The sequence below is a fragment of the uncultured Algoriphagus sp. genome, assembly GCF_963974365.1.
In the GTDB taxonomy this organism is placed as follows: domain Bacteria; phylum Bacteroidota; class Bacteroidia; order Cytophagales; family Cyclobacteriaceae; genus Algoriphagus.
Genome location: NZ_CAXBBX010000005.1, coordinates 269,127 through 295,133, shown reverse-complemented (window position 1 = coordinate 295,133; position 26,007 = coordinate 269,127). Strand labels below are relative to the sequence as shown.

Here is a 26,007-nt window from a genome sequence, read left to right as displayed (position 1 = left end):
AAGGACATGCTGCAAGTAGACCCTATCCCTGCATTGTTTTGATTTCTTCAATCAATTCGGCTAGCCGATTTCTCAGTATTGTTGGGTGCTTCACCACTACCAAATCAGATAGCGAGATCACCCACCGCACAAATCCCTCAATGGATGAATTCATAAAAGTAATTTCTGTCATGACTCCTACTCTCTCTTCAGAGACGAATCCATAATTGTACTTTGAATTTGCGAGGTATTTCATAGCTCCATCCGGAACTTTCAGAATGATTTGATGAAGCTTTTGCTCAGCGGAAACCTGGTCCAAATAGGTTTTCAATGTGGGATGCTTGGCCGTGGAATAAGAAAGTTCCGAAACCAAAAGCTTACTAAATCTGTCCAATCGAAAGGTGCGGTAATCATTTCTCAATCTGCAATAGGCTATCAAATACCATTGTTCAAAGGAGTGAAACATACCAACTGGCTCCAATTCTCGCTCTGTCTTCTTTTCCGGATCAAAGGTAACATAGGAACCCAAGAGCACTTTTTTCATGGAAATAGCTTCCAATACTTTGTGAAATGCCTTGCTGGATTTATCCATTACTTGGGATGGATTTGACTTTAGCACTTGTATTGTGTCTTGCACTTCCACTAGCAAATCCTTTTCGGAGGACTTCAGCACAGCTTTGATTTTGATAAGCGCCTCTTTGAAAAACCTGCTACTCTGCTCCCCAAGCGATTTTTCAACCAACTTCTCCGCAACCAGCATTGACAATGCCTCTTCTTTGGTGAACATAATCGGCGGAAGTCTGTATCCCTCGACCAAGGAATATCCCTGCCCTGCCTCACCGATAATTGGCACTCCCGACTCCTCGAGCGATCTCACATCTCTATAGATTGTGCGTAAACTTACTCCAAAACGAGTAGCGAGTTCCGCAGCCCTGACAGTTCGCTTGGATTGCAAGTGAGTAAGAATGGCAGTTAGCCTGTCAATTCGATTCATGGAAAAGAGTTAATCTGATTATCTGAATTTTGCGAGTTACCTACTTCTCTTTCCTCCACTGGCCGAAAGGCCGAAGCACATCAACTCCTGAATTTCCCCAATCCTATGTTGCTTTTGGCTATTTACTGGTAAGAAAGCGGAGGCACGAAAAGTTAACTTCTGAGATTGTAAAGAAAATTGAAAAAACTTAGAAAATCTCTGAATTCCCAAAATCCTACTGACATAGGGCTGACACAAGTCAGTTGTTTATTTGAGTATTCTTAAACAAAACACAGAGAAAATGGAAACTACAGAAACATTGAATGAGACTCAACTCATCACCAAAGATCAACTGCTAAATCAATGGCTAGGACAGCGTAAGGTTACTCGCAGAGTCTTGGACGCCTTTCCGGAAAAAGAACTTTTTGAATTTACCATAGGCGGAATGCGAACTTATGCTCAGCTAACGAAAGAAATGCTAGCTATGGATGGTGCTACCGCAAAAGGAGTGGCAACGGGAGAATGGAGCACACTTGATGAAGAAAAACCCGAGCTCACCACAAAAGCAGATCTATTGGCCAGTTGGGATGAATCTACTGAGAAAATCCAGAAGTACTGGAAGCAAATATCCATCAAAAACTTCCAAGAAAAGGTAGTTGCCTTTGGGCAATATGAAGGTACAGGCTTCAGCATTCTATTTTATGTAATGGACAATGAAATCCACCATCGCGGACAAGGTTATGTTTATTTGCGGGCACTAGGAATTACACCTCCTAACTTCTGGGAGCAGTATTAATCTATATAACTATGCCTTATGCGGTTTGTGGAAACACAGACCGCTCCTAAAATTTTATATTATGTATATCCGCTTTTGTGCCAGTATGAAGTCAAAAGCAAAAAAGGATATGTTAAACTTAAGAATTGAGGCCACTTCAGCCTGTCCCGTCAGTGCTTCGGTCATTTGTCATCCTACCAGATAATAAAAGAATCTAAGGTGACTGGCATCTTTGCGGATAATAATATTCTATAAAACATAATGCTTTGTAAACCAATACACTTACTCAAATTATCAATTCTTGTGTAGCGAAAAGATCACCTCATGCGTCTTGGTATTGATTTAAAACTAAAACCAACAAATACGTATGATGAGTGTAAATTCATTTGCAATGAAGAATTTGAGATCACTGGCGACAGTAGCATTACTAGCCGGAACATTAGGATTAACTAGCTGTTTGGATAATGACGATGACATGCTGGACTACCCAGATGCGGGTTATATCTCTATTTATAACGGCGCTCCGGGCAATGCTGGCGTCATAGTCTATGCTGATCAAAACCAGGTAAATAATTTTCCGATTAAGTATAAGGAAGTATTGGCGTACCAAAACTTCTTTCCTGGAGATAGACTTTTCAAATTCTCAGATCCAAACTCGCTCACTTCCCTTTTGGAAAAAGAGTATGAAATCAAAGTAGATTCTGTTTACTCCATGTTTGTGCTGGAAGATCAAGGTGAATTGGATGCTGTATTGGTAGACGACGATTGGTCAGAACCGAATGCGGATGAGGTACAAATCAGAATGATTAACCTGTCTCCTGATGCAGGGTCGGTAACGCTGAAACTTGATGAGGTAGTTGATCCATTTTTCGAAGGGATTGCATTCAAATCAAATTCAGAATTCGAAAGTCTGGATTCCGACACTTACAAACTAACAGTAGTTTCAAGCACAGGAGAAGTACTTGCTACTGCAACAAACGTAGAATTGATAGGAAATAGAGTTTATACACTGGTTCTTAGAGGCTACAAGCAGTCCACAGAGAATGCTAAAAAACTTGATATGCAATTATTGACCAACTATATAGATTACTAAATTGTCCCTACTCCACAATGAAAAATCCCGATCTCGATAGGTCGGGATTTTTTATGCATTGATGTTTTTGACAACTATATTCAATGTATTAGAAATCAAGTATTTTCAATAAATGCAATAATTTCTTCAAACGGAGTATGAAAAAGATTTTAATTTAAGTAATTGTTACTTCTTTAAAATTATTTTGTAAGACCTATGAAAAGCCAATTCTCCATCCTGCCAGTATTTTTATTAATGACTTTTATTTTGGGGTGCTCCCCCACATCAGGCAACCAAAGTGAAGAATCCAATACATCCCTACTTACTACAGATCCTGTGATTATGGCCTATTATGTAGCGGAAAGAAACTATAAGCCTGAGGAAATTCCCGTAGAAAAGTTGACGCATATTATTTATTCTTTCACGCATGTAATCGACGGAGAGATGAAATTCAGAAATCCGGAAGCTGCAGGTCCGAAAATAGAAGCATTGGTGAAGCAAAAGTCGCGAAATCCGGAGCTTAAGGTAATGATAGCCTGTGGTGGCTGGGGAGCAGATGGATTCTCAGATATGGCTTTGACAGCTGAAAGCAGGACTAAATTCATCAACAGCGCTAAGGGTTTTATCCAAAAATATGAACTAGATGGAATGGACATGGATTGGGAATATCCTGGAATTTCCGGTGCTGGAACGATGGCTCGTCCTGAAGACACAGAAAATTTCACTTCGTTAATGAAGGGTCTGAGAGAAATGTTGGACACATTTGAATCTCCAAAAATTCTGACTTTTGCTTCGGCAGGCTGGAAGCGCTATTACGATTTTGTAGATATGGATGAGGTGATGAAATACGCCAATTACACCAATGTGATGACCTATGATCAGGTCTCTGGCGTATCCATTTATACTGGTCATCATACGCCACTGGGAGATGTGAGCATAGACGAAATTGATGGAACACCCTTTCACGATCATCTTGATAGCTTATACCAAAATGGGGAAAACTTAGATCCTGACCCGCGGTCAGCTCAGAAGATTGTAGATTTCTTGATTAAAGAAGGTGTGAATCCTAAGCAGATCGTAATTGGTTCGGCTTTTTATGGAAGAGTTTGGAAAGGCGTCCCTCCAGCGAATAATGGCCTCTACCAACTAAGCAGTGGACTTGAAATTGGCTGGATGGCTTATAGCAGAATACGATCTTCTTATGAACAAGATTCCAATTTCCAGCGCTTTTGGGACGAAAAAGCTCAAGCACCTTTTATGTACAACGCTTCTGATAGTTTGATGGTCTCCTATGATGACACGGTTTCAGTAGCCTTGAAAACCAGGTACACCATGGAAAAAGGATTGGGCGGGATCATGTTCTGGGAGCTTGGAAATGACACTAAAGAGTCTGGAAGCTTATTGGATGCAATTTATAAGGCTGCCAAAGAATAAGGCTTGCCACAACGTGAACAAGCCTTATTCTAAAACAGCCGCAAAAGAAAGCTGAAGTAACGCTTCCTTAATAAGTTAGCTTCTATTTCTCTCCTCCTCCAAAATTCATTTTGAAGCTTGCTCCAAATAAACCGTAAGTATCTCCATAGCCTGAAACTTGGGTCAACTGGTAATTATAAAATGGCATAATTACATAGTTGGCCCCTTTTGTTTCTAATACACGAAGATTCACTCCGAAATTAAGCGTAGCAAAGGGATAGAATTTACCGCTTTTGGATTCCAGCGAATTGTTTTCTACTACTGCTTCCTGACGAAATGAAACCGATGAATTTCCTAAAGCATCATTCGCATAAAAAGCAGACTGAAGCTGTACCGTGTTCTCTTGGCTAGCAGTTTCGTTCAGTGCATAATAATTTGAAAAACCAGCCTGAATCGATACAGAATTATTTCTCGTCACAGGATACTTCACAAAGACAGGGATTTCTACCTGCATCTGTCTTACTTCTACTTTTTCACTTTGTGGATAGATATTACCGAAAGCCAACGTAGTACCTTCTTGTTTTGTGCTTTGATTGAGGTAATTCAATGCCAAACCAGACCCTAAAGTTAGCTTGCCAGGAAGTTGCAAATCAACCAACATTCCCAATCCAATAGAGGATGCGGTAGCTACTTGATTATCGCTTTGGATAGCTCCAAAACCCGGAGAAACGCCCATACCAAGTCCAACTGTCGTTTTATCTTTTTCGATAACAGGAAATTCACTTTCTGCCACGAACTTCTCTTTTTCTACAACTTTCTCATTTTCCACTGGAGGTGTTTTTTCTCCACTCTCTGTCATAGCCAGTGCTGCTGTAGAATTCTCTTTACCCAAAAATGGTTTTTCAACTTCTCTAATTTTCTCCCCTTCTTTAGGCTTTTTAGCGAGCTCTTGACCATTATTTGGTACAGATTCTACTTGCGCTACTTCCTTTTCGATTTCTTTCGATGGTAATTGTGGAATAGCATTTACTTTTTCAGATTGCTCGATCTTTTGCACCGGTTTTGAGTCAATCGCTACTGAATTAGAACCCATTTGTTTTTCTGGCGCTTTTGATGCTTCTGATGGCTTTTTTGATGGATTAGCAGAAGGTTTTACTTGAATTGACTCATGGTCAGAAACTTTCTCCTCCTTCAGAATTTCTTCCTCAGTTTTAGAAGTAGCAGGTTCGTCTCGGCTGGTTTCAGGTATGTTCACAGAATTATCAGCAAGCTTTAGTTCTGTAGGATCACTGTTATCATTTTCAACTACGTCAATAGAGTTTAACCCCACTGCAATTAGCAATAAAGACGCAGCGATTCCACTTGCCCAATAGGTAATCATTCTACGATTACGAAGCGCACGTTTTTTCTGGAAGCCTTCCCAGGCCCCTACTTCATAGGGTACTGAAGCTTCCTCTAACTTCTTTTTCAGGGAAGCAGCGATTTCCATATCCAGCTTATCTTCCTTCATATTCTTTCAAATGTATTGATACTAATTTGCGAAGCTGTGACTTTGCGCGAGCCAGATATACTCTGGACGAGCTTTCTGTTAAGCCAAGCTTTTCGCCAATTTCCTTATGACTATAGCCTTCTACCTCATAAAGGTTGAAAACTAGCTTGTGATCCTCTTGTAGTAGATTTAGTAGATTTACGATATCCTGAAAGGCCAGGTCTCCAAGTGCATTTACCTCGTGGAATACAGCAGTCTCTTCCGCCACATCGGTTTGATTTTGAAACTTTTTTTGCTTTCGAAAGTAATCTATCGCTGTATTCACGGTGATTCTCCGAAGCCAGGCTTTGACTGATTGGAAGTCATCGAATTTCTTGATAGATCCGAAAAACTTGATGAATGAGTCGTTTGTAATCTCATCAGCAAGCATTTTATCTTTTGAATAAGACAAACTGATCCCCATGACATAGCCATAGTATTTTTTATAGAATACTTCTTCATACTTCGCTGATCGTCGTTTGCAACCTTCAATCAGCTCCTCATCAGTCCAATTCAATTCAAACCTATTAATCTATGGTTCACGGCTCCGTCTTAGAGCCAGAATTTTATTCGTTTAGTTTAGCTTGCCCAATCTCCACAAAGGTATTTCCACCTGAGATAGTCTCCACCATTGCTCCTCCTGTTGCCTTATACTCTTTCTTCAGCGAAGAGTTTAGGCAGTCGGCCATTCCTTGAAGATTCAAGGGATAGCTAGGTTGTCTCGCAAAATTAGTTTCTTCTGACGAAAGTCCAGAGTTGATCGTATCATTCACCGAGCCAGCATCCATAGCGCTACTCGCAAATATCACCACCAAATAGATTCGTAGAAGAGTTTTCATTAAGTTTTTTTATCCTGACGAAAAGTGTGGCTAAAGTGCTACACCTGATAGAAAAAAGTTTTGACAGCAAGGGGCAGAACTTCAGTTTTAGAGAAAATTTATTTGAATCACCTTCGGCTTTCAATCAAAAAACTGACAAAAGTCACTTGAGTCGCTGAGCATATTCAGGAGAAAGGGGATTATGTGACCCTAGTTTTACAGCTTCAAATACGAGTCAAACATCAGCGAAACTTATGTCAAACCAAACCCTATCACACACCTTTCATATTCCTGTCATGGGACTTGGATACACAGTCGATACACCTATAAAAGTAGCAAAATATGGAATCTCCAGCGTGGTCTCCATTATGGATGATCATCTGCTGGAAGACATGCGTAAAATCTACTCGAAAAAATATGTGCGAGAATTCATTCCCATCCCAGATTCAGAAGATGACTACCGGGCAAAGCGGATCACAGCATACTTGGATTTGACCCAATCTTTAGTAGATGAACAGTTCAAAAAACTGATAAATGAAGACTGGAAAAGTAACATAGAATTTAGAAAATACCTGGAACTTTTACCTGACAAATCTACAGTCGCTTCACTTTTTTCCCGACTAGCCACTGCATCCTCTACTGAGCATTTACAGTTAAAAGAGTCAATCAAATCTCAGCTTACCATCGGTTCCATCGATGTCAATATTATGACCAAAGTAGACAAGATTAACATCGATAAATCTGGCTATGAATTACCAAGAGAATACTCCGATGCGTTGTCAGCTTTGAGAGGATTTGCCAAGAGCAAAGTAAAGGGATCGGTGGTTTTCTCAGCCGGTATGAACCCAGCATTGTATGGATATGCAGCTCAGTTTTCAGAATTTTACCCAGATCAAAATGGAGAGATTTCCAAAGGAATTATTCTAAAAGTCAGTGATTATAGATCAGCTTTGATTCAAGGGAAATTCCTAGCCAAGAAAGGACTTTGGGTTTCAGAATTCAGAATTGAGTCTGGCCTGAACTGCGGAGGTCATGCCTTTGCCACAGATGGATTTTTAATCGGGCCGATTCTGGAAGAGTTCAAAACCAAGAGAAAAGAGCTTTACCAATCACTTTATCAAACTTGCCAAAATTCATTGATTTCTAATAATCTAAATAACCTTAAAGAAAGCCACACTTTTAAGGTCACTTATCAAGGTGGATTGGGAACAGCCACCGAAGACAGTTTCATCCGGAAGTATTTTGAGCTTGAAGGAACCGGCTGGGGAAGTCCATTTTTGCTCGTACCCGAAGCGACCTCAGTGGATGAAGAAACCCTGGATCGCCTGCACAAAGCCAAGAAATCTGACTTCTTTCTCAGCCATGCATCACCACTTGGAGTACCTTTCAACAACCTCCAAACTTCCTCCGGAGAAGCCCAACGTCGGGAGCGTATTGAGAAAAACCGGCCGGGATCTCCATGCTACAAAAAATTTCTATCTAACAATACTGAGTTCACTGAGAACCCAATTTGCACCGCTTCCAGACAGTACCAAATTCTCAAAACCAAGCAATTTGAAGACGGTGAAATAGAGGTTGACGAATTGGAAAAAGTGAAAGAAAAAGACTGCCTTTGCGAAGGCTTAAGTGCTCCTGCTATTTTGTCAGCGGGAGAAACTCCGAGAAGGAATCTAACTGCAGTTACCATTTGCCCTGGACCGAATCTAGCTTACTTCAAAGGCACCTTCTCATTGAAAGAAATGGCTGATCATATTTATGGAAAATTCTCGCTAACTACTGACGCAGAAAGACCACATGTCTTTGTGAAGGAATTGCAACTCTACGCGAGTTATTTGAAGAAAGAATTTGAAACAAAAATCACTGAAAAAGTCGCTAAAAAGGAAGCTTATTTAGAGAAATTCAGAAGCAATTTGATTGAAGGAGTTAGCTATTATCAAGAATTGATCTGCTCAGTTCAACTCGATTCCGAAGAGATTTTGCAGAAAATGAAGGAGCAATTTTCCAAAATTAAAAGCGAAATAGAACTCTCAAGTAAGTCTGTTGAGGCTAGTCTTACCTAAGAGTTCGAGCTGTTTCAAAACTCACTTATAACCAAGATAAGCTGAAAGCTAATCCAGCCATTTTTCGGCTAATTCCCGCTCTCGCAAAGGAAATGCTTTCAGCTTACTTTTTGGCACCAATCTAGTTAAGACAGCCACTAGGAAGCTTAGCCAGAAACTGTCTGTAAGCATCGCGTATTTGGAAAGCTTTGGTAGCATTTGAATGTCTCCGTGAATGGCATTTTTGAATGCTTCTAGGCTTTCATATCCCTTGAATGAGGTTACGATTGCCAAAACTTTTATAGTCTTATTGGCAGCAAGCTTATCTCTCGCTAGCTGTAACTCGCGCGTGTCATCAACTGTGATGACTCCATCGATCACATAGCGTAGCAGCCCTTCTTCTATAGAATAATTTACCTCCATCTACCTTACTAACAACGATTGAGGCTGTTTTGATTATCGGTCAATAAATATCTAAGAATACTTACTCGGATTTAAGAATGACGGCTGGATTCGCTTTGACTATTTTCCAAATCTGCGAACCAACAGTACCTGCGACTACCAGCAATAGAAGCACCAAACCAGTACCTATTGGCAAAACGCCCACTCCAGAATGGAAAGCAAAAAAACTATCTAGAAAGTTAGAGATAATCAGGATAGAAAAAGCTCCTCCTAATACTCCTGCAATTCCCCAAATAATCAGGTAACGCTTGTACAATTTCACGGACAAATCTCCCATATCGGCTCCAAAAACCTTTCTGACACAGTAATCCTTGATGTGCGAATTCATATTCAAGGAAACCAATCCAAAAAGCCCCAGCGCTGCCAATAGGACGGCAAGAATGGCCGAGAATAATAGAATATTCCTAACTCCCTCCACATCTGAAAATTCCCGCTCAAATACCTCGGTTTGCAATTTTCCCTCAAAAAGTCCTCTAGGAACTGTCTCATGCCAAATCTTTTTGACAGATGCCATAGTCGTCTCAGCACTTCCATCTGTCACTTGGAGGGTTAGGTAGTTAAATGTCGTGTCTGGAGAAGCTCTGATAACCATGGGGTCAATAGCACTTTGGAAGAAAATCGTATGAAAATCCTCCACCACCCCTACGACTGTATAGCTCACACTGTCGAGCGTTATCTTTTCGGACAGAGGAAATTCCAGTCCCAGTTGATTTAAGAAAGTTTGGTTCACAATAACCGATTCCTGCGTATCAGAAATTAAATCAGAATTGAACAAGCGGCCTTGTTTGAGCTGCAGACCCAGTAGTTCAGGATAATTAGCTTCTGCATTTAGGAGGCTTATTTCATACTTTTCTTGGCCAAAATCCAACACTTCTTCCCGTATCCAATTCCCCACATAATCCTGACTTCCGCTAACTTCTGTCACAGTAGCAAGTGCGGAAAGCTTGTTTTTGAGTGGCAAATAGTCCTCCTGATTTGGCACATTCACGATGATCTTATCTGCACTATCGTATCCCCAGTCCCTATTCGAATTGATGTAGTTTGTCTGCACAAAAGCAATTCCGGCTACAATACTTATGATCGCCAAGGTAAATTGAAAAGTGAGCAATACACTGGTAAAAGTACTTTTACTGCCTATTTTCTGATTGCCTTTTAGTATGTTGATAGGCTTAAAAGATGACACATAGATCGCTGGATAAAGACCAGAAATGAGGGTAATAGACACTAACATACCACCCATAAACATCCAGATAAACGGATCTCCAAGCAGATCAATTTTCAGGTTTTTGGAGGCTATTTCATTAAAACCTGGAAGGAAAATAAAGCCAGCTAACAAACAACCCAAAATCATGGCAAATAAGCAGACCATCAGATTTTCGTTCAAAAATTGGAATACCAACTGGCTTCTTCTACTACCTATTACCTTTCGAATACCAATTTCCTTAAGTCTTTTGGAAGCCATTAACACCGAAATGTTGACGTAATTGAAAATTGCGAGAATCAGAATGAATAACCCTATCGCACCAAGCAGTATCTGTGGCCCCAGCCCTAAAAAATCTCTGACACCATTTTCAATTTCACCCACTTTATAAACTAAATCAGAGAAGGCTACCAGTTCTAGTTTCTGATATGGCTTTTCCGGGTTAACTTGATTTTGAATCTTAGTCAAAGAAATAAGTCCTGCCTCCATTTGTGCAATATCAGCTCCCTTCTCCACTTGAATAAAAGTCCATAATTCATCTCTCCAGCTATCTTTAAGCGGGATATCATCCGTAGAAACAGGATGCGTCTCAATATTAACCAAGAGGTCAAAGGTGAACATATCCATATCATGCAGATCAGCCAACACTCCCCCGACTTTGTATAATTTCTCCTCCCCATTTGTCACCAAGGAAAGCTCCTGTCCTATCGGATGTGTATCACCAAAAAGTTTATCTGAAAGTTCATGGGTCAAAATCACTTGATCTGGATCTTCCAATGCGCCCGGATATCCATACTCCATTCGGTACACAAACATCTCCATAAATGTGGGATCTACATATAAGGAACGTTGATTGTAACTTTCATTCTTTTGAATCAAAATAGGAAAGTCGCGCATCACTTGGGTAGTCCGCTGAATCATGTTCAACTTATCAGGAATCATCTCTGCTAGTGGGCGTCCTACTGATCCATAAGTAACCAACCCATTCTCGCCTTCAGCGGTATAGGTCAGTTGATAAATCTCATCCTTGTTGGGCTGGTGAAGGCCTTTGAACCAAATATTTGCTATAAACAAGTAAGCCACCATGCAGCATCCCACTGCAGCGGCAAGGCCAAACACAGAGATGAATGTGGTTCCTTTTTGCTTAACTAGATTTCTCCAGCCAATTTTAAAGTAGTTCTTCAGCATAGCACCTTGATTATAGGATTGATAAGTTGAGTTGGACTTTTTGATATTATTCCATCTGAAAAAGCTGAGTACATGGATAAAAAATCTAAAACGGGCGAAAGCGAGCCCCTTTTCTTCCAGATTCATGTAGAAAAGCTCATAAGCATCTCCTTGAATCTGCTCCAATCGACTGGGAGTGCAGTAGAACTCCAGAAATCGGTCAGGCCATTTGGGAGGAAAATGCTTCTGTTTAGTGTCCATAGGAAAAGTCTAAAGCAAGCGGAGGAATCTGGTCGTACATTTTATTTCGGAGAGTTTTCACTTCCTCAATAGCTGCTCGACCCGTAGCAGACAGCGTAAACAATCGTTTTCTCCTACCACCTCTTTCTTCAGTTGCCCCACCCATTTCTGATTTGAGAAATCCTTTATCCTCCAGACGATTCAAAACCGTATGAATAGCCGAAATGTTAACCTTTCTTCCTGTCTGGTTTTTGATTTCCTCCAATACGGAAACACCATAAGCTTCCTGATCTAAAATCCCTACAGTCAAAAGAATCAACTCTTCCAATTCACCCAAATGATAACCTTTCATATTCGTAATCTATTTTATTTACAAAAGTAAATGTAATATATTACTTTCATATTTGTAGAATTAATGGGTATAAAATAAAAAAGACTACCTCATTACTGAAGTAGTCTTCCAAAACTCATTGTAAACTATAAATTCTGAATTAGTTCTTCTTTACGATCTCTTCTAATTCCTTCTTCATGTTTGCCATTATTTCAGCTTCCGAAGTAGATAGATCTTTCGTTTCTTTAGCATCAAGCTTAATATTGAACAGTTGATCTTCCTTGTCAAAACCTGTTTCAATAATCGGTCCCCAAGGCACCATGTCAGGCCCAGTATTTCCTGGAATGAATTTATAACCATCATTTCGGAGATAAGCTAAATTGCTGAAAAGTGCTTCCTGTACTAAGCCATACCGACCTTGCCCCTCTTTTCCGATCAATACTTCCCAGTGGTTTTCTGTATCAATAGCCTGAGCAGAATCATAAGAAATATTATTCACTGCCGCGAAGGAAGCCAACAAATCCACCTGACTGAATAGTACATCCGATGTGGTCCCAGCCTTGACTGACTTTGGCCACTTTACTATAAACGGCACTCGGGTTCCAGCTTCGAACGCACTGTATTTTCCTCCTCTCAAATCTCCCGCAGCGTCGTGATCAGCGATCAATTCTCTCGCCTGATCCACATAGCCGTCATCTAATACAGGTCCATTATCACTGGAGAAAATCACAATCGTATTTTCTTCCAAACCCTGCTCCTGCAGCAGCTTCATCAGCTCACCTACTGTCCAATCTAGCTGAACAATTACGTCGCCTCTTGGACCGAAATCAGTAGCTCCTTGGAAGCGCTCGTGAGCAATTCTAGGTACATGAATATCGTGGGTAGAAAAGTACATGAAGAATGGTTTATCGGATTCTGCTTTGATAAAATCCGTAGCCTTATCTACAAAAGTCTGTGCAAAGTCCTCATCTCGCCACATAGCTGCTTCCCCACCGGACTGATAACCAATACGGCTGACTCCATTCACAATGCTATGATTGTGCCCATGTGACCACATCATTTTTAAGAGCTCAGGATTATCCTTTCCCGTAGGGCCGTCTCCTATTTTCTCACGATAATTTACGGAAATCGGATCGGCTGGATCTAATCCAACAATATGGTGATCTTCTACAAATACCGTAGGAACCCTATCTCCAGTAGCTGGAATGATGAATGAATAATCAAAACCTATTTCCAAGGGGCCAGGATTCAATTCCCCATTCCAATCAGGCCCTTCGTCACCACCAAGGCCAAGATGCCATTTCCCAATCGCAGCTGTTCTATAACCTGCTCGCTGAACGACTGAGGGTAATGTCTCGACCCCTGGCCGGATTAAAGCAGAAGCATCTCCAGCTGCTACTCCTCGTCCTTTTGCTCGCCAAGCATACTCACCGGTAAGCAGGGAATAGCGAGATGGTGTGCAAGTAGCAGCTGACGCATAGGCATTGGAAAATAGTAAGCCATCAGCAGCTAACTTATCGATATTTGGAGTAGGGATTTTACCTCCATAAACGGAAATATCCCCATACCCTACATCATCTGTATAGATAATTAGGATGTTCGGTTTGTCTTCTAAAACCTCCTCCCTACTTGGCTTGCCGGCGCAGGATACTAAAAGGGAAAACCCTACCAGGGATAGAAAAGAGAAGCGTTTTTTCAATAATGAATTCATGAAATATGACGAATTAATTAGTAATGGATAAGGCCAGAACTAGTCTGGCCTTATCATTTTAGCTATTCTGGTTGATATGAAATCAATAACCAGGGTTTTTTGAAACCTAGATCCAAGTATATTGCTCGTGCAACTCAAGTGGAAACTGCTCATTTTTAAATGCTCCTAGATAGAGCCCTGATTTAGGTGAATTTCATTGAATTAGATATCAATCTAGAAGTGCTCACTTCAATGAGCTATTCTCATGATTATTAAAAATTTAATAGAGAGAATAACATTTGTACTTTTGCACTAATCTAGTGCAATTGTTGAATTTTAAGGCAAACGTCCTAAAAAATTTATTAAAAAATTTAAAGAAGATGTATATTCTTTTTAAAATTAATACCAAAACCAAATATAATTTTACGGATATTCATCCTTGTATACAGAATTAGGTCCTAATAATCGGAATAGCATTAAAGGTTTGCTGCCCTTTGCCCATTGGCCTTTACATTTTGTTATTCTTACTAATTCAACTCAGAATTATTAACAATAAGGCTCATCCTGCCATTAGATGTTATTCTAAGTAATGCATGGAAAATAAGTGGGTCAGCTACTAAAACACACGGATATCATCCCCCTTGGAAAAACCCGGAGTAATCAAAGCAAAATCAACTACTATAAGCTGTTTCTATAAAAAGTTATTTGGCAAGAACCTGCTTTTCATCCAGCAGTACTTTCTCCAATTTCTCATACTGCAAATCCTGCACAGCCACATCTCCATCAATAGCCAGCGATGCCGCCGCTGCTGCAGATTGACCTAGAATCATAAAAACAGGCTCCATTCTGATAGAACCAAAGGCAGTATGTGAACTAGAAACACACACCGGAACGAGCAAATTAGAACATTCTTCTTTTTTCGGAACAAGTGTTCCATAGGAAATCGAATAAGGGTTTTTCGGGTGAACTCCTATATCTCCTTCATTCTGCACATAGCCATCCAACGTCACAAATCGCTGAGCATTGTGCGAATCCAGTGAATAAGATCCCATCCCCACAGGCTCCGGAACTTCCTTTGCTCCAAGTACATCATGCTCAGTCATCACATAGGCACCTATCATTCTTCGGGCTTCGCGCACATAGATCTGGTGAGGCCAGTTGTTATTATCGACAAATTCATCTTTTGCCAAACCCCAATTTGCCATCTCTGCTCTCACCGAATCTGGCACTTTTTCATTATGAGACATGAAGTAAAGTAAGCCTTGTTGGTAGTCGGTATGCTCCTTTAAGATTTGCTTTCTTTCAGCGTAACTCGCTTCTGGATAAGCATAGTTTTTCCCTATATAATCTGTAGAAAATGGCCCATGATTATTGGTGTCCGTCTTCAAATTTGGGATTGGATCGTATTTATCAAAAGTTTCATCCCAACCAGCAGCATAGACTCTAGCAAGCAATTCATAGCGTGCAGGATCATATCCTTCAGGTTTTGGGAAAGGAACACGATTGTCGGGGTGCCTACTCATCGCCAGACGATAAGTATAGGCCTGAAGACGTTTGTCAACTGATCCGTTTTCCCCCGGTGGATCTGCTGAGATCTCCGGCAATAAGCCGCTGGTAGAATCTCCGGGAATCATATAAGCACTGATGTCATTTTTGAAATAGTGTCCGTGTTGATAAACACCCACCTGTACCCCGTTCCAGGTCTCGCCATAAGTATCATTTGATTCCCGTCCCACGTGGTAGCTAACTCCAGCTGCTGCCATTAGATCACCTTCGTAGGTTGCATCTATAAAAACTTTTCCCTGATAGATATGACCAGAAAGTGTTGAGATCTGCATGATTTTGCCATTTTCCAGTTTAACTCCAGCTTCTCGATCCAGCCATTCATCACGATGGATTTCCAGGTCATTCTCTTTTACAAAATCCTCAAACACACGTTCTGCTGCATGGGGCTCAAAAATCCACATAGTTCTATTCTCCCCATCCATCGCTGGCGTACCTTGACCTTTATTTCCGTATTCCTCTTTTTTCTGCCACTTCCAAGCCGAATCCTGCTGATAATGAAGGTAGATTCGATGATAAAACTCCCTAGCCAATCCTCCTATCACAGACTTATTTCCAGTATCCGTGAAACCTAGACCTCCGGAAGACAATCCTCCTAAATGCATATCAGGAGAAACAACAATGACTGATTTGCCCATTTTTTTTGCCTGAACTGCAGCGGTAATCGCTGCCGAGGTCCCTCCATATATAATGATGTCAGCCTCAAACTCGGAGGTATTCTCAGGTTTGCAGGAAAATAGAATTAAGAGGATAAGAAGGCTAGGTAAAAATCTCATGATGAGTGGATCTTGGGAAAATTGATTTTAACAGTACTCGAGTTCAACTTCCAAAATAATCTATTTTATCCAAGTCTGCTAAAAGATTGCTTCTAAGTCACCAAAGATCAATTACACCTAGATGATCAAGCCAATAGTATAGAAACGAGACTTCAGAGATTACCTAAATCTTTTTTACCCTACATTATCTCCCTCTTAGAGAGAACTCTAAAAGAGAATTTATACCCTTCATAGGCTGCTATTCCATAAAACAACAAATCCATTGGAGCAAATGCTTCAGCCATGATTATAAACGTATAGGAATAATCAAAAAGAAAAAGCGTCTCTAAATACCCAAGTCCTTCTTGATTGGCAACAAACCCCAAAACGCTTAAAAAATTACCTAAAACACAGGTGAAAAGTGCGATGGCGCCGCCTGCTATTCCAAAAGATTGATCAACTCCTTTTCCTAAATGTCGGATAGCGAATCCAACTCCAGCTCCAATTGCAATAGCCATATATCCAATTTGAAAATTGGTGGCTACTGTAATCAATCCCCAAAGCACAGCTCCTAACAAACCGGTCAAAATACCACCCGTTATAGCTAAAGGGAAATTTTGATCCATCTGTAACTCTCTGAGCTTAGACGCTGATATATTCTCCACCTGAAATGCAGGCTCATGCAGCTCACTATTTTCCATTTCCAAAGCCGCTCTTTCATCTAGTGTAAAAGTAGGGCAAGCAGCAGTAAAACTTGCTTTATCCCCTGTGAGACCACATACTAATCCTATTTGCATATCCATTTCTCGATGAATACATTTTTTACAATACTGAAGTTGAGCGTCTCTAGTCATAAGATTTATTGGAGTATTTTCTGACGAAAATATGTAAGAGAAAAGCATTAAAAAATACCCTATGAAGGGTATTTTTTAATGCTTTTCATAAACTCTCAAACTAGAATTAATCCACTTTCAATTTCAACTTATAAAGAACAATACCATCATCTTCGGTTTCGGACAACCCTGCGACTTTGGACACCACAAATTCTCCATTTTTATTGACCACCATGGGGCGATTGCTGGCTGCAGGAAAAGGTACATCCGTGGCAAGCTGATTAAAGTCCTTATCGAAAATTGCTGCAAAATACGGATCCAATTTTTGAACGGCCAACCTAAAAGCATTCTGATCTGAAGTTTGATCCGGCACCTTTTCTTCAGGAATGCCTTTAGTATAAACAGCGATGTAATAATCATCTGATACTAGAATCTCAACCAGATTTCCGCTCTTTTGATTGCTATTCTGCTGGTAAAACTGACCTGGGTCTTCAGATGAATTTGGGATATAAGCAACCCAATCTTGAATAGATAAATCCACTGTTCTCTCGTAGTCAAATCCACGCCCTCCATCTTTAAACACATATATTTTAGGTTCAATCCAGTTACTCAACAGCAGCAAATCCTCTGTTTGAGTGTAGATCGGAAATAGCATACCGTGCATTTGTCCATCCAACAGGGCAGAAGTCTCTGGCAGTTTGACCGATTTAATGGTGTCTCCAGTAGCGAGGTCTTGCCCCTCTATGATCGCTGATCTATAAAGTGCCTGATAAAATTCACCTCCACCCGGTGATAAATTGGAAGAACTTGGCAACGGCTTTGGGTAATATGTTTTACCCTCATAATTGAAAACTCCCAGCTTCGGATAAAAAGTATAAGGCTGAAAAGAATACGGAACTGTGATCTCTCCTACTTTCTTTCCATCCCGAAACTTCATGTATTTCCCAGTTTCGGAAAGAATCGTCACATCTCCCTCCAAATAGCCAAATCCGAGCACTGAAGCCACAGCATCTATGCCGTCTGGAGTAAGTTCATGATGATTGCGAATTTCACCAGAGGTATTTACTTCAAGGTATTTATCAAATGCATCAGTGGAAAGCAGGTATTTATCTTGCTTGCCATCATAACCCATCAGCATCATTTCACCCAGAAAATCCACCTGAACAGAGTCAGTGATTTCAAAAGAGAAATTGAGGGGATCATTTACTTTTTCGGAATTACCTCCACATGAAAACAATGCTAAAGCTACTAAGCCTTTTGCCAGGTGATTTTTAAAAAAATTCATTGAAAAGAATTGAAATGGTTTTTAGATTAATCAACTAAAAACCAATTTAACCAATTTGAAGGCTTATCAAAAATTAACTAATCAACTTTCAATTTCAGCTTATAAAGTATAATCCCTTCATCCTCGGTTTCGGACAACCCAGCGACTTTGGAAACGACAAGCTCACCTTTTTTATTAACCACATTTGGAAAATTGCTGGTGATTGGAAAAGGGACATTCGTGGCCAATTGATTGAAATCCTTGTCGAAAATCGCTGCGTAGTTAGGGTCTTTTTTGCGTGCAGCTAGTCCATCTCTAGTCGGAGGCCCAAGCTGAGCTTTATCCTCTTCCGAAAGTCCTTTATTGTAGATAGCAATGTAATAGTCTCCTGACACCAAAATATTAGTAAGATTGCCAGGTCTTTTCTTCTGATTTTCTATAAAAAACTGCTCTGCTTTATCCAATGGAACAGAAGTAGTGGGAATCCAATCAGGAATATTTACATCCACTGTTTTTTCATACTCAAATTTATCACCCACCTTATTATACACATAAATCTCTGGCGTAAACCACATGCTAAGCAACAGCTTTTCTCCATCCACCGTGTACACTGGAATAGGAAAACCTTTCACTTCATCATCTAATAATGCCGAAGACTCTGGCAAACTTAATACCCCTAGCGTATCTCCAGTCTCCGTATCCTGAGCTTCTATGATAGGTAGATGAAGCAAAGATTGGTAGAATTCCCCCTCCTCAAAGTTAACAGCCAAAGTCTCAGGCCAAGGCTTTGGGTAATAGATTTTACCCTCTGACTCGAACATCCCAAGTTTGGGATACATCATAAAAACCTGATGAGGATAGGGAATCGTCACCTCACCAACTTTACTAGAATCCTGAAATCTATAGTAGCCCTTTGGTGGGTTAAAAACCGTCACATCTCCATTGAAATATCCCAAACCTAGCGCTTGCCCCACAGGATCGATTCCTTCTTCACTGAATTTATTGTGATTAAGAATCTTTCCATCCTCATCCACTTCTACGTATTCATAATAAGAATCCGTCGCAAGCAAGTACTTATCAGTCTTGGGATCATAGTCTAGCAACATCATTTCTCCCAAGTAATCTATCTGAACAGAATCAGTGATTTCTAGAGAAAAGGATTTTGTAATGGAATTATTTTCTGTTTTCTCTCCACAGGAAAGAAGACTTATAGCTATTGAGCTGATAAGAAAATGAGTGAATTGGAGTTTCATGGCAAAAATTAAAAAGGGGTTGTAGTGGTATGATTTTCAGAATCCTACCTAAAAAGCTAAATACTAAGAATAACTACAACTAAATAAGAATTTTTAACAAAATCTAGCTAGCGATCAATTCATGAACGCGCTCACGAAGTGTAGGCACTACTTCCTCCTCAAACCAAGGATTTCTTCGCCTCCACATGAGATTTCGCGGAGAGGGGTGTACTAGTGGAATAAACTCCGGTAAGTACAATTCGAAATTTTTAACAGTCTCCGTCAGTGTCTTCTTTTTCCTATTCCCCAAGTAATATTTCAAAGCATACTGCCCAATAAGTAAGGTCAATTTCACCTCCGGCATACGCTCATTCATTTGCTGGTGCCATAAAGGAGCGCATTCAGGTCTTGGTGGCAAATCCCCTCCTTTTCCCCTGCCAGGATAACAGAAACCCATAGGCATGATCCCAAAGATCTTAGGATCATAAAATTGCTCACGATCCACACCCAACCATCTTCTTAATTCATTTCCGCTCGCATCATTCCAAGGGATCCCAGTTGCATGAACTTTGGTGCCAGGAGCCTGTCCTATAATCAAAATCTTACTTTTTGGATGTATAGAAAAAACAGGCCTTGGTCCAAGAGGCAAAAACTCCTTACAAATTTTACAAGCCTGAGCATCAATAACTAAAGACTCAAAACTATCCATCAGACGACATTTATCTTATTTATCACCACTTTTTGAATATAAAATAGAAATTATATGAAAATCGGTTAATTATTGTAGGGAAATTATATTAAATTATTAGGCTAGTTTATTGAACAACAACAATTTACTCTAAACAATGAGATGTTAATTCTAGTTAAATCCACCTGACCATCTTTGTTCGTATCTTATTGACATACCAATCAACCATCTACTCCCATATGCCATGAAAAATACCTATTTACTCTTTGCACTCATTATTTTTATTTGTGCAGGATGTTTTTCCTCCAAAGATTATGTAACCGATTACGATTACAATTATCAGGCTTCCTTTAAAAGGTATAAAACTTTCGCTTTTGTGGTTCCTACTGAAAAGGACACCAGCCTGATCTCACCCGTATTGAGCGCTACAATTGGCGCTAGACTCGGATCTCAGGGATTCAGAGAGCAAGACACCAAACCTGATTTATTGGTTAGTTACAAGATCTTCATGGACTCTATAAAATACCGTGGATACGTTCAACCTGAGTTTGACTACTGGCTCACTCGGGTGGGTAACGTACCTGAGAAAGCTGACGGAGAACTAGACAAGGAACAGGAAAAAGATGAGACCTACAATCAAGTGAGATACACTCAAAATCAAGGTATGCTGGTAATCTATGTAATCGATAGCAAGAGAGGAAATACGATTTGGCAAGGGTATACCGCTGCAAACTTCGATGCTGAGTCTCCAAACTTTCAATCTGACATCACTAGGGCAGCCTACCGTGTCATGAATGAGTTCAAAGTATTGAATAGGCAACTTGAATAAACGGAAATTCCACTGAGTATTTAATTAATCAACCTGTGGATGCATTCCCCAGTTTTTTGAAGAGGTCCTGTATTAAGTTCAGGGCCTCTTCTTTTTGCAAAAACTAGCTTCAGCTTCTCTACTGGCCTATGTTAGGGGCTTTGGGGAGAAATAGTAGACGAAATTCAGTTGTGGCAATTCCTTTGAAATAGTTGATTCAAATACAAAGAAATCAACTATGAAAAAATCACTTATTGTTACCGGACTTTTGAGCGCCACAGTGATGGTGTCCTGTGTTTCCAAAAAGAAATACACCGAACTAGAAGGCAATCTGTACAAAACCCAAACCGAACTTGCAACTACTGAGCAGGAGAAAGCGGAGCTTGAAGAGAAAATGCAGATCATTGAGAATAGAGTTGCAGAATACAATGCAAGAATCAATTCTCTACGTGATACAAATGATGCGTTGACTGTACAGAATGAAGGAATGTATTCTTTGGAAGGAGCTACGATGATGTCAAAAACATCAAAAGAGAAAATGAAGCAAACACTAGCCAATGTGGACCAAGCTAAACTTGCTCAAGCTCAAACTTTGGAAGATTCTGTGAATCTTGCCGTAGAATACAATTTGAAAAAGAACATCACAGAAACTACCGTAGATGGTGAAGAAGATGATGTGAACATCAGCATCGACCAAACCGTGGTTATGATCTCTGTATCTGACAAGTTACTTTTCAATACAGGCAGCTACAGAATCAATTCTAAAGCCGATCCGCTTTTGCAGAAGCTTGCTGAAGTGATTAATGCTGAGCCTAGCCTACAAGTAATGATCGAAGGTCACACTGACCCAAGAACAATCTCTACCGGAGTAGTTCAGGATAACTGGGATCTTTCTGTGAAAAGAGCTACAAGTATTGTGAGAAAACTTCAGGAAAGCTATGATGTAGCACCAGAGAAAATGATTGCTGCAGGTAGAGCTAGCTACATGCCTATCGTAGAAAATGATTCTCCTGAAAATATGGCTCTCAATAGAAGAACAAGAATCGTTTTGATTCCAGATTTGGACATGTTCTTTGCGATGCTTTAATATCGAATTACCAAGTTGCTTTAACCACCACACCCTAAAAAGCAGGCTCTAGAGCCTGCTTTTTTTGTTTGAATTTTAGTGAATTTTATGAACTTGTGGTTTTTTGTGGTAAATAAAAACACCTCATAACAACTAGAAAGCATTGCTTAAATTATCAACATTAAAACCATGAAATCTATGCGGATCCTATGTGGTCAAACATGTAAACGAATTCAATCCAACACATCAAGTGTGCCCAACGCATGCTGCATCAATACCTCCTGGAAGAACAAGGTATAAACCGCCTGAGCCTGATCAGCCTGAGCACTTACCAGTTGCTGATTGGCGGTAGCTAAGTCTACGAAATTGGAAATACCCAATCGAAAACGCTCTGATATCGCATTTTTCGCTTCTTCAGCTGCCAAAACCTGCACACCGGTATTCCCCTGTTTTTTCACAGCCGCCAAGTAATTTAAGTAGGCAAGTTTCACATCCTGATATATTTTTCTATCCAGAGACTCCTTCTGCAAAATCTGATTCTTATAGGCAACTTTACTACTGGCTACACTTAGCTTATTCTGGAAATTATTGAAGATTGGAATATTAAGACTAAGCCCCAAGGTATTTTGAGGGTAAACTTTAAGAAGCTGATCCTGTAGATTTCTATCATCTAAGGAAGTGAAAAAAGTATTGTAATTATAAAACGCTCCAAGTCTAGGATAATACATTGCTTTAATTGCTTGCATATCCTTTTTATAAGAAGTTACCAAAAGATCCTGTTGCGTTCCATCAGCACGGTTTAATTGAGCTATTTCATACAACTCCTGCATATTCATTCCTTCATATCTCAACCCTTCGCTTCTAGGATCCACTGAATCCAAAACAGGAACTACTCCAGGCTCCAATTGCAAATATTCCGACAAATCCCATACATCATTTTGGTATTGCAATTCTGCATCTACCAACACAGATTCCAATCTTGCTACTTCTGATTGCTGATTATACTTGTCTGATAATGTGCGAAGTCCGGCTTGTACAAAACCATCTATCTGACGCAAAGTCTCCTTTTGATTCTCAAGATTTTCAATTGAAATTCTCAACAGCTCTTCATCCAACAACACTTGCAGATATCTTCTGGCTACATCAAACATCACTTGCTGGGAAGCTCTATCAAGACCCTTCTCGCCTGCTTCATAAGCCAATTTTGCAGATTGGGTATCCAATATTCTTCTGCCAGCATTAAAAATTGGCATATTCATATTCAGCCCAGCATTGACCACTTCATTTTTCACATTGGTCACCACTATCTCCCCTTCTATCTGCTGGAACTGCTGCCCAGACTGCTGGGAAAATGAGCTACTTATGTTTGCATTTGGAAAATGTGAGAGCAATGCTGACTGCTTCTGCACCTTCAACACTTCCATATTGTTCGAAAGCACTTGGTAATCCACATTTGCGGCCAACGCCAAATCTACAGCCTCACGAAAATTAAGTCTAAGGGTGTCTTGAGCCTGAATTTTCCCCACTATAAGTGCTACTACAAGTAGCGTTATGTACTTTTTATACATGAACAATCGCTTCATCTTTTTCTATTTTACCATCCAGCATATCGATCAATCGAGTCCCATAATCCGCATTTTCCCGGGCATGAGTTGCCTGAATTAGTGTAGTTCCTTCTCTGTGCAATTCCTGAAATACTTCCATGATTTCCTTTGCTTGTCCAGAGTGCAAATTTCCCGTAGGCTCATCAGCCAAAAGCACTCTAGGCTTACCAGCCACTGCTCTGGCTATACCTACCAACTGCTGCTGACCTCCGGATAATTGAGCAGGGAAAAGATCCTTTTTGGCCACCATGTTAAAGCGATCAAGCAAATTTGCAATAATACTTTTCCGCTCGTTGGAAGACACGCCTCTATACAAAAGTGGCGTCTCAATGTTTTCATACACCGTCAATTCATCAATCAGATGATAGGCTTGAAAGATATATCCAAACTCATTCTTATGTAGGGCTGAACGCTCGCGTTCTTTCATTTTGGCCAGATTTCTATCACCAAACCAATATTCTCCTTCGTAGTCTTCATCCAGTAAGCCTAGGATATTTAATAGCGTAGATTTTCCCGCTCCGCTTGGCCCCATTATGGTTACAAACTCTCCCTCGTTGATCGTAAGGTTTATTCCCTTGAGCAAAAATATCCGCTGAAAACGTGATTCTATATACTTGTCTAAATTCTTAAGTTCTATCATTAATGTATTGGAAGATTGTAAAATTGAAATATTGTAAAATTAAACTAACCCGACATCTCACCTAGTTCAAATATATTCACAAACGAAATGGCAGCCTGTTTTCCTTACTACTTTAGACTGCTCCTGACCCCTATGATAACTATCGGGACATCACTCCTCTTTTCCACTTTTATGCCATAAAAAAATGCCTCTGAATAAACTCCAGAGGCATTTTTATACTTTTCTCCTATTTACTTTCTCGAACATTTTTGTTCGCTGGCGAACAAAATAAATTATCAATGGTCAAGTTTCAAATTCAATGTTCAAGTATAAAGTCAACTATCAAAGCAAGCGTCCCAAGCTATAAGTATCGCGTATTAAAGACTTGAGCATAATTGAAAGGTCCTCAACTCCGTTCGGACTGACACTTCTTACCCTTTCTAAAACCTTGACTTTTGATTCTTTATTCTCAATACTTGGCTCTCAACTCTTGAATCTATAATCTTATGTCTTGATACTATTGTCTTGTTACTAGAATTTGCGATACTTTCCTTTCAAGAATTCATTCGCTTCTTTCTCATCGAACTTGGCTTTTTTGCTATTCCAGTGAAGTGTTTGATTTGGGAATCTACCTGCAATCACACCAAGCAAAATCGTCTCAGTCAATCGGGCAGCGTATGAGAATGGCGCACTAGTTTCCGCTTTGCCCATACATGCATCGACGAACTGATGGTAATGCTTTTTGCTTTCTCCCTCGTAATCCTTCACTGGTTTGCCCAAATTGAAAGATTCAATATCCATCTCCACGTACTTTCCGTCCACGATTTTACGTGGAAGCTGCTGGAAGTGAGGCAAAAGTAATCTCCCCTTGTCACCCATAAACATCGCTCCCTGATCCGGTAATTCATCACCATTTGGAAGTATCAAATCTGGATGCTCAGAAGGTGCTCCAGGTCCATCGTACCATATCCACTTAAGTTTCTCAGCAGTATATTCTGTACCCGGAAATTCGTAAGTCACCATATTGTGCTCTGGAAATCCAAAACCTGTAGATAGACGACATTCGTTGAGAATCGTCTCTGGTACATCAAGCTGAAGCGCATTGTATGGGGTGTCAAAAATATGGACTCCCATATCTCCTAAGGTTCCACAACCATAATCCATTATTTTTCTCCAGTTTCCTGGGTGATAATAGCCTTCCTTGAATGGTCTTTCAGGAGCAGTCCCCTGCCATAAGTTCCAGTCTAATGTAGCTGGCACAGGATCAGATCCCGTTGGTTCTGGACCATCATACCCCCAATTTTTAGGAGACCAAGCACGAACTGTATGAACTTTACCAATAATCCCAGACTGAATTAATAGCGTGGCAAGCTTATAATCATAGAACGAGTGAACCTGAATTCCCATTTGGGTGACGAGGTTCTTCTTTTCTGCAATTTTCTTCATTTTACGAGCCTCTGAAACATGATGCGTCAATGGCTTTTGACAATAAACAGGCTTGTTCATTTTCATTGCCATCAAGGAAGCAGGTGCATGGGTATGGTCTGGAGTAGACACGACTACTGCGTCGATCTCGTTTTTCATGTCCTTCAGCATGATTCTATAATCAGTATAGATCTTTGCGTTCGGATGTAGTGCATGAGCTTTCGCCAGATTTTCGCTATCCACATCACATAGGAAAGCTACATCTACTAATTCATGGGATGAAATGGCTCCCAAATCAGCCATCCCCATACTTCCAAGACCGATGTGCGCAGTTCTCAAACGCTCTCCAGCTTTCAAATTGGCTAAAAATGACGGTGCTAGAGCGGCAGTCAATAAGCCTAAACCACTCTTCTTGACAAACTCCCTACGGTCAATACTTTCTATATTTTTACTCATGTTTCG

Annotated in this window: 22 protein-coding genes; 6 read left to right on the top strand and 16 right to left on the bottom strand. The window is 40.2% G+C overall.

Annotated elements, in window-relative coordinates; genetic code table 11:
• Positions 1 to 22 precede the first annotated feature (22 nt).
• Positions 23 to 973 (bottom strand): YafY family protein, encoded by a 951-nt coding sequence (locus AACZ87_RS09160; RefSeq protein ID WP_339866594.1) that lies wholly within the window; start codon positions 971 to 973, stop codon positions 23 to 25.
• Between the two features lie 280 nt (positions 974 to 1,253).
• On the opposite strand from AACZ87_RS09160, the gene AACZ87_RS09155 reads away from it, so the two are divergent.
• From AACZ87_RS09155 to AACZ87_RS09145, 3 genes are all read left to right on the top strand, one after another.
• Positions 1,254 to 1,748 (top strand): DinB family protein, encoded by a 495-nt coding sequence (locus AACZ87_RS09155; RefSeq protein WP_339866592.1) that lies wholly within the window; start codon positions 1,254 to 1,256, stop codon positions 1,746 to 1,748.
• A 370-nt stretch (positions 1,749 to 2,118) separates the two neighbouring features.
• Positions 2,119 to 2,820, top strand: a complete 702-nt coding sequence (locus tag AACZ87_RS09150; RefSeq protein ID WP_339866590.1) for a DUF4397 domain-containing protein — start codon at positions 2,119 to 2,121, stop codon at positions 2,818 to 2,820.
• 195 nt (positions 2,821 to 3,015) lie between these two features.
• Complete coding sequence (locus AACZ87_RS09145) at positions 3,016 to 4,233, top strand: glycoside hydrolase family 18 protein (protein WP_339866589.1); 1,218 nt, start codon at positions 3,016 to 3,018, stop codon at positions 4,231 to 4,233.
• A gap of 82 nt (positions 4,234 to 4,315) precedes the next feature.
• Here the strand turns inward: AACZ87_RS09145 and AACZ87_RS09140 are convergent, their stop codons facing one another.
• From AACZ87_RS09140 to AACZ87_RS09130, 3 genes are read right to left on the bottom strand one after another with little or no spacing between them, the layout of a single operon-like run.
• Complete coding sequence (locus AACZ87_RS09140) at positions 4,316 to 5,722, bottom strand: hypothetical protein (RefSeq protein ID WP_339866587.1); 1,407 nt, start codon at positions 5,720 to 5,722, stop codon at positions 4,316 to 4,318.
• On the bottom strand, positions 5,709 to 6,257 hold the full coding sequence (locus AACZ87_RS09135; protein ID WP_339866585.1) for an RNA polymerase sigma factor: 549 nt from the start codon (positions 6,255 to 6,257) through the stop codon (positions 5,709 to 5,711). The genes AACZ87_RS09140 and AACZ87_RS09135 overlap by 14 nt, the downstream gene beginning before the upstream one ends.
• Before the next feature lie 49 nt (positions 6,258 to 6,306).
• A complete protein-coding gene (locus AACZ87_RS09130; protein WP_339866583.1) occupies positions 6,307 to 6,579 on the bottom strand; it encodes a hypothetical protein in 273 nt (90 codons plus the stop codon).
• 233 nt (positions 6,580 to 6,812) lie between these two features.
• Here AACZ87_RS09130 and AACZ87_RS09125 point away from each other — a divergent pair, with 233 nt between their 5' ends.
• Positions 6,813 to 8,618 carry a hypothetical protein gene (locus AACZ87_RS09125; protein ID WP_339866581.1) on the top strand — a complete coding sequence of 602 codons (1,806 nt, stop codon included), beginning with the start codon at positions 6,813 to 6,815 and terminating at the stop codon, positions 8,616 to 8,618.
• A 48-nt stretch (positions 8,619 to 8,666) separates the two neighbouring features.
• Here the strand turns inward: AACZ87_RS09125 and AACZ87_RS09120 are convergent, their stop codons facing one another.
• The 9 genes from AACZ87_RS09120 to AACZ87_RS09080 all read right to left on the bottom strand — a co-directional run bounded on the left by AACZ87_RS09120 (position 8,667) and on the right by AACZ87_RS09080 (position 20,044).
• On the bottom strand, positions 8,667 to 9,020 hold the full coding sequence (locus tag AACZ87_RS09120; RefSeq protein ID WP_339866579.1) for an STAS/SEC14 domain-containing protein: 354 nt from the start codon (positions 9,018 to 9,020) through the stop codon (positions 8,667 to 8,669).
• A gap of 61 nt (positions 9,021 to 9,081) precedes the next feature.
• Complete coding sequence (locus AACZ87_RS09115) at positions 9,082 to 11,688, bottom strand: ABC transporter permease (RefSeq protein ID WP_339866577.1); 2,607 nt, start codon at positions 11,686 to 11,688, stop codon at positions 9,082 to 9,084.
• Entirely contained in the window at positions 11,678 to 12,019 is a 342-nt protein-coding gene (locus tag AACZ87_RS09110) for a helix-turn-helix transcriptional regulator (RefSeq protein ID WP_339866575.1), read from the bottom strand. Before AACZ87_RS09110 ends, AACZ87_RS09115 begins: the two co-directional genes overlap by 11 nt.
• 139 nt (positions 12,020 to 12,158) lie before the next feature.
• Complete coding sequence (locus AACZ87_RS09105) at positions 12,159 to 13,709, bottom strand: arylsulfatase (RefSeq protein WP_339866573.1); 1,551 nt, start codon at positions 13,707 to 13,709, stop codon at positions 12,159 to 12,161.
• Positions 13,710 to 14,389: 680 nt separating this feature from the next.
• Positions 14,390 to 16,027, bottom strand: a complete 1,638-nt coding sequence (locus AACZ87_RS09100; protein WP_339866571.1) for an FAD-dependent oxidoreductase — start codon at positions 16,025 to 16,027, stop codon at positions 14,390 to 14,392.
• A 179-nt stretch (positions 16,028 to 16,206) separates the two neighbouring features.
• Positions 16,207 to 16,860, bottom strand: coding sequence for a hypothetical protein (locus AACZ87_RS09095; protein ID WP_339866570.1), 654 nt, complete (start codon positions 16,858 to 16,860; stop codon positions 16,207 to 16,209).
• Positions 16,861 to 16,966: 106 nt separating this feature from the next.
• Positions 16,967 to 18,124 (bottom strand): hypothetical protein, encoded by a 1,158-nt coding sequence (locus tag AACZ87_RS09090; protein ID WP_339866568.1) that lies wholly within the window; start codon positions 18,122 to 18,124, stop codon positions 16,967 to 16,969.
• Positions 18,125 to 18,201: 77 nt separating this feature from the next.
• The gene (locus AACZ87_RS09085) at positions 18,202 to 19,356 is read right to left on the bottom strand and encodes a hypothetical protein (RefSeq protein ID WP_339866566.1); all 1,155 of its coding nucleotides are present in this window, start codon (positions 19,354 to 19,356) and stop codon (positions 18,202 to 18,204) included.
• Between the two features lie 103 nt (positions 19,357 to 19,459).
• The gene (locus AACZ87_RS09080) at positions 19,460 to 20,044 is read right to left on the bottom strand and encodes a uracil-DNA glycosylase family protein (protein ID WP_339866565.1); all 585 of its coding nucleotides are present in this window, start codon (positions 20,042 to 20,044) and stop codon (positions 19,460 to 19,462) included.
• Positions 20,045 to 20,267: 223 nt separating this feature from the next.
• Here AACZ87_RS09080 and AACZ87_RS09075 point away from each other — a divergent pair, with 223 nt between their 5' ends.
• A complete protein-coding gene (locus tag AACZ87_RS09075) occupies positions 20,268 to 20,852 on the top strand; it encodes a DUF4136 domain-containing protein (RefSeq protein ID WP_339866564.1) in 585 nt (194 codons plus the stop codon).
• A gap of 217 nt (positions 20,853 to 21,069) precedes the next feature.
• On the top strand, positions 21,070 to 21,918 hold the full coding sequence (locus AACZ87_RS09070; protein WP_339866563.1) for an OmpA family protein: 849 nt from the start codon (positions 21,070 to 21,072) through the stop codon (positions 21,916 to 21,918).
• A 212-nt stretch (positions 21,919 to 22,130) separates the two neighbouring features.
• On the opposite strand, the gene AACZ87_RS09065 is transcribed toward AACZ87_RS09070, so the two are convergent.
• From AACZ87_RS09065 to AACZ87_RS09055, 3 genes are all read right to left on the bottom strand, one after another.
• Positions 22,131 to 23,480 carry a TolC family protein gene (locus tag AACZ87_RS09065; RefSeq protein ID WP_339866561.1) on the bottom strand — a complete coding sequence of 450 codons (1,350 nt, stop codon included), beginning with the start codon at positions 23,478 to 23,480 and terminating at the stop codon, positions 22,131 to 22,133.
• Positions 23,458 to 24,141 carry an ABC transporter ATP-binding protein gene (locus AACZ87_RS09060; protein WP_339866559.1) on the bottom strand — a complete coding sequence of 228 codons (684 nt, stop codon included), beginning with the start codon at positions 24,139 to 24,141 and terminating at the stop codon, positions 23,458 to 23,460. The genes AACZ87_RS09065 and AACZ87_RS09060 overlap by 23 nt, the downstream gene beginning before the upstream one ends.
• A 510-nt stretch (positions 24,142 to 24,651) precedes the next feature.
• Positions 24,652 to 26,001: a Gfo/Idh/MocA family oxidoreductase gene (locus tag AACZ87_RS09055; protein WP_339866558.1), complete on the bottom strand. Its 1,350-nt coding sequence runs from the start codon at positions 25,999 to 26,001 to the stop codon at positions 24,652 to 24,654.
• Between the last annotated feature and the right edge of the window lie 6 nt (positions 26,002 to 26,007).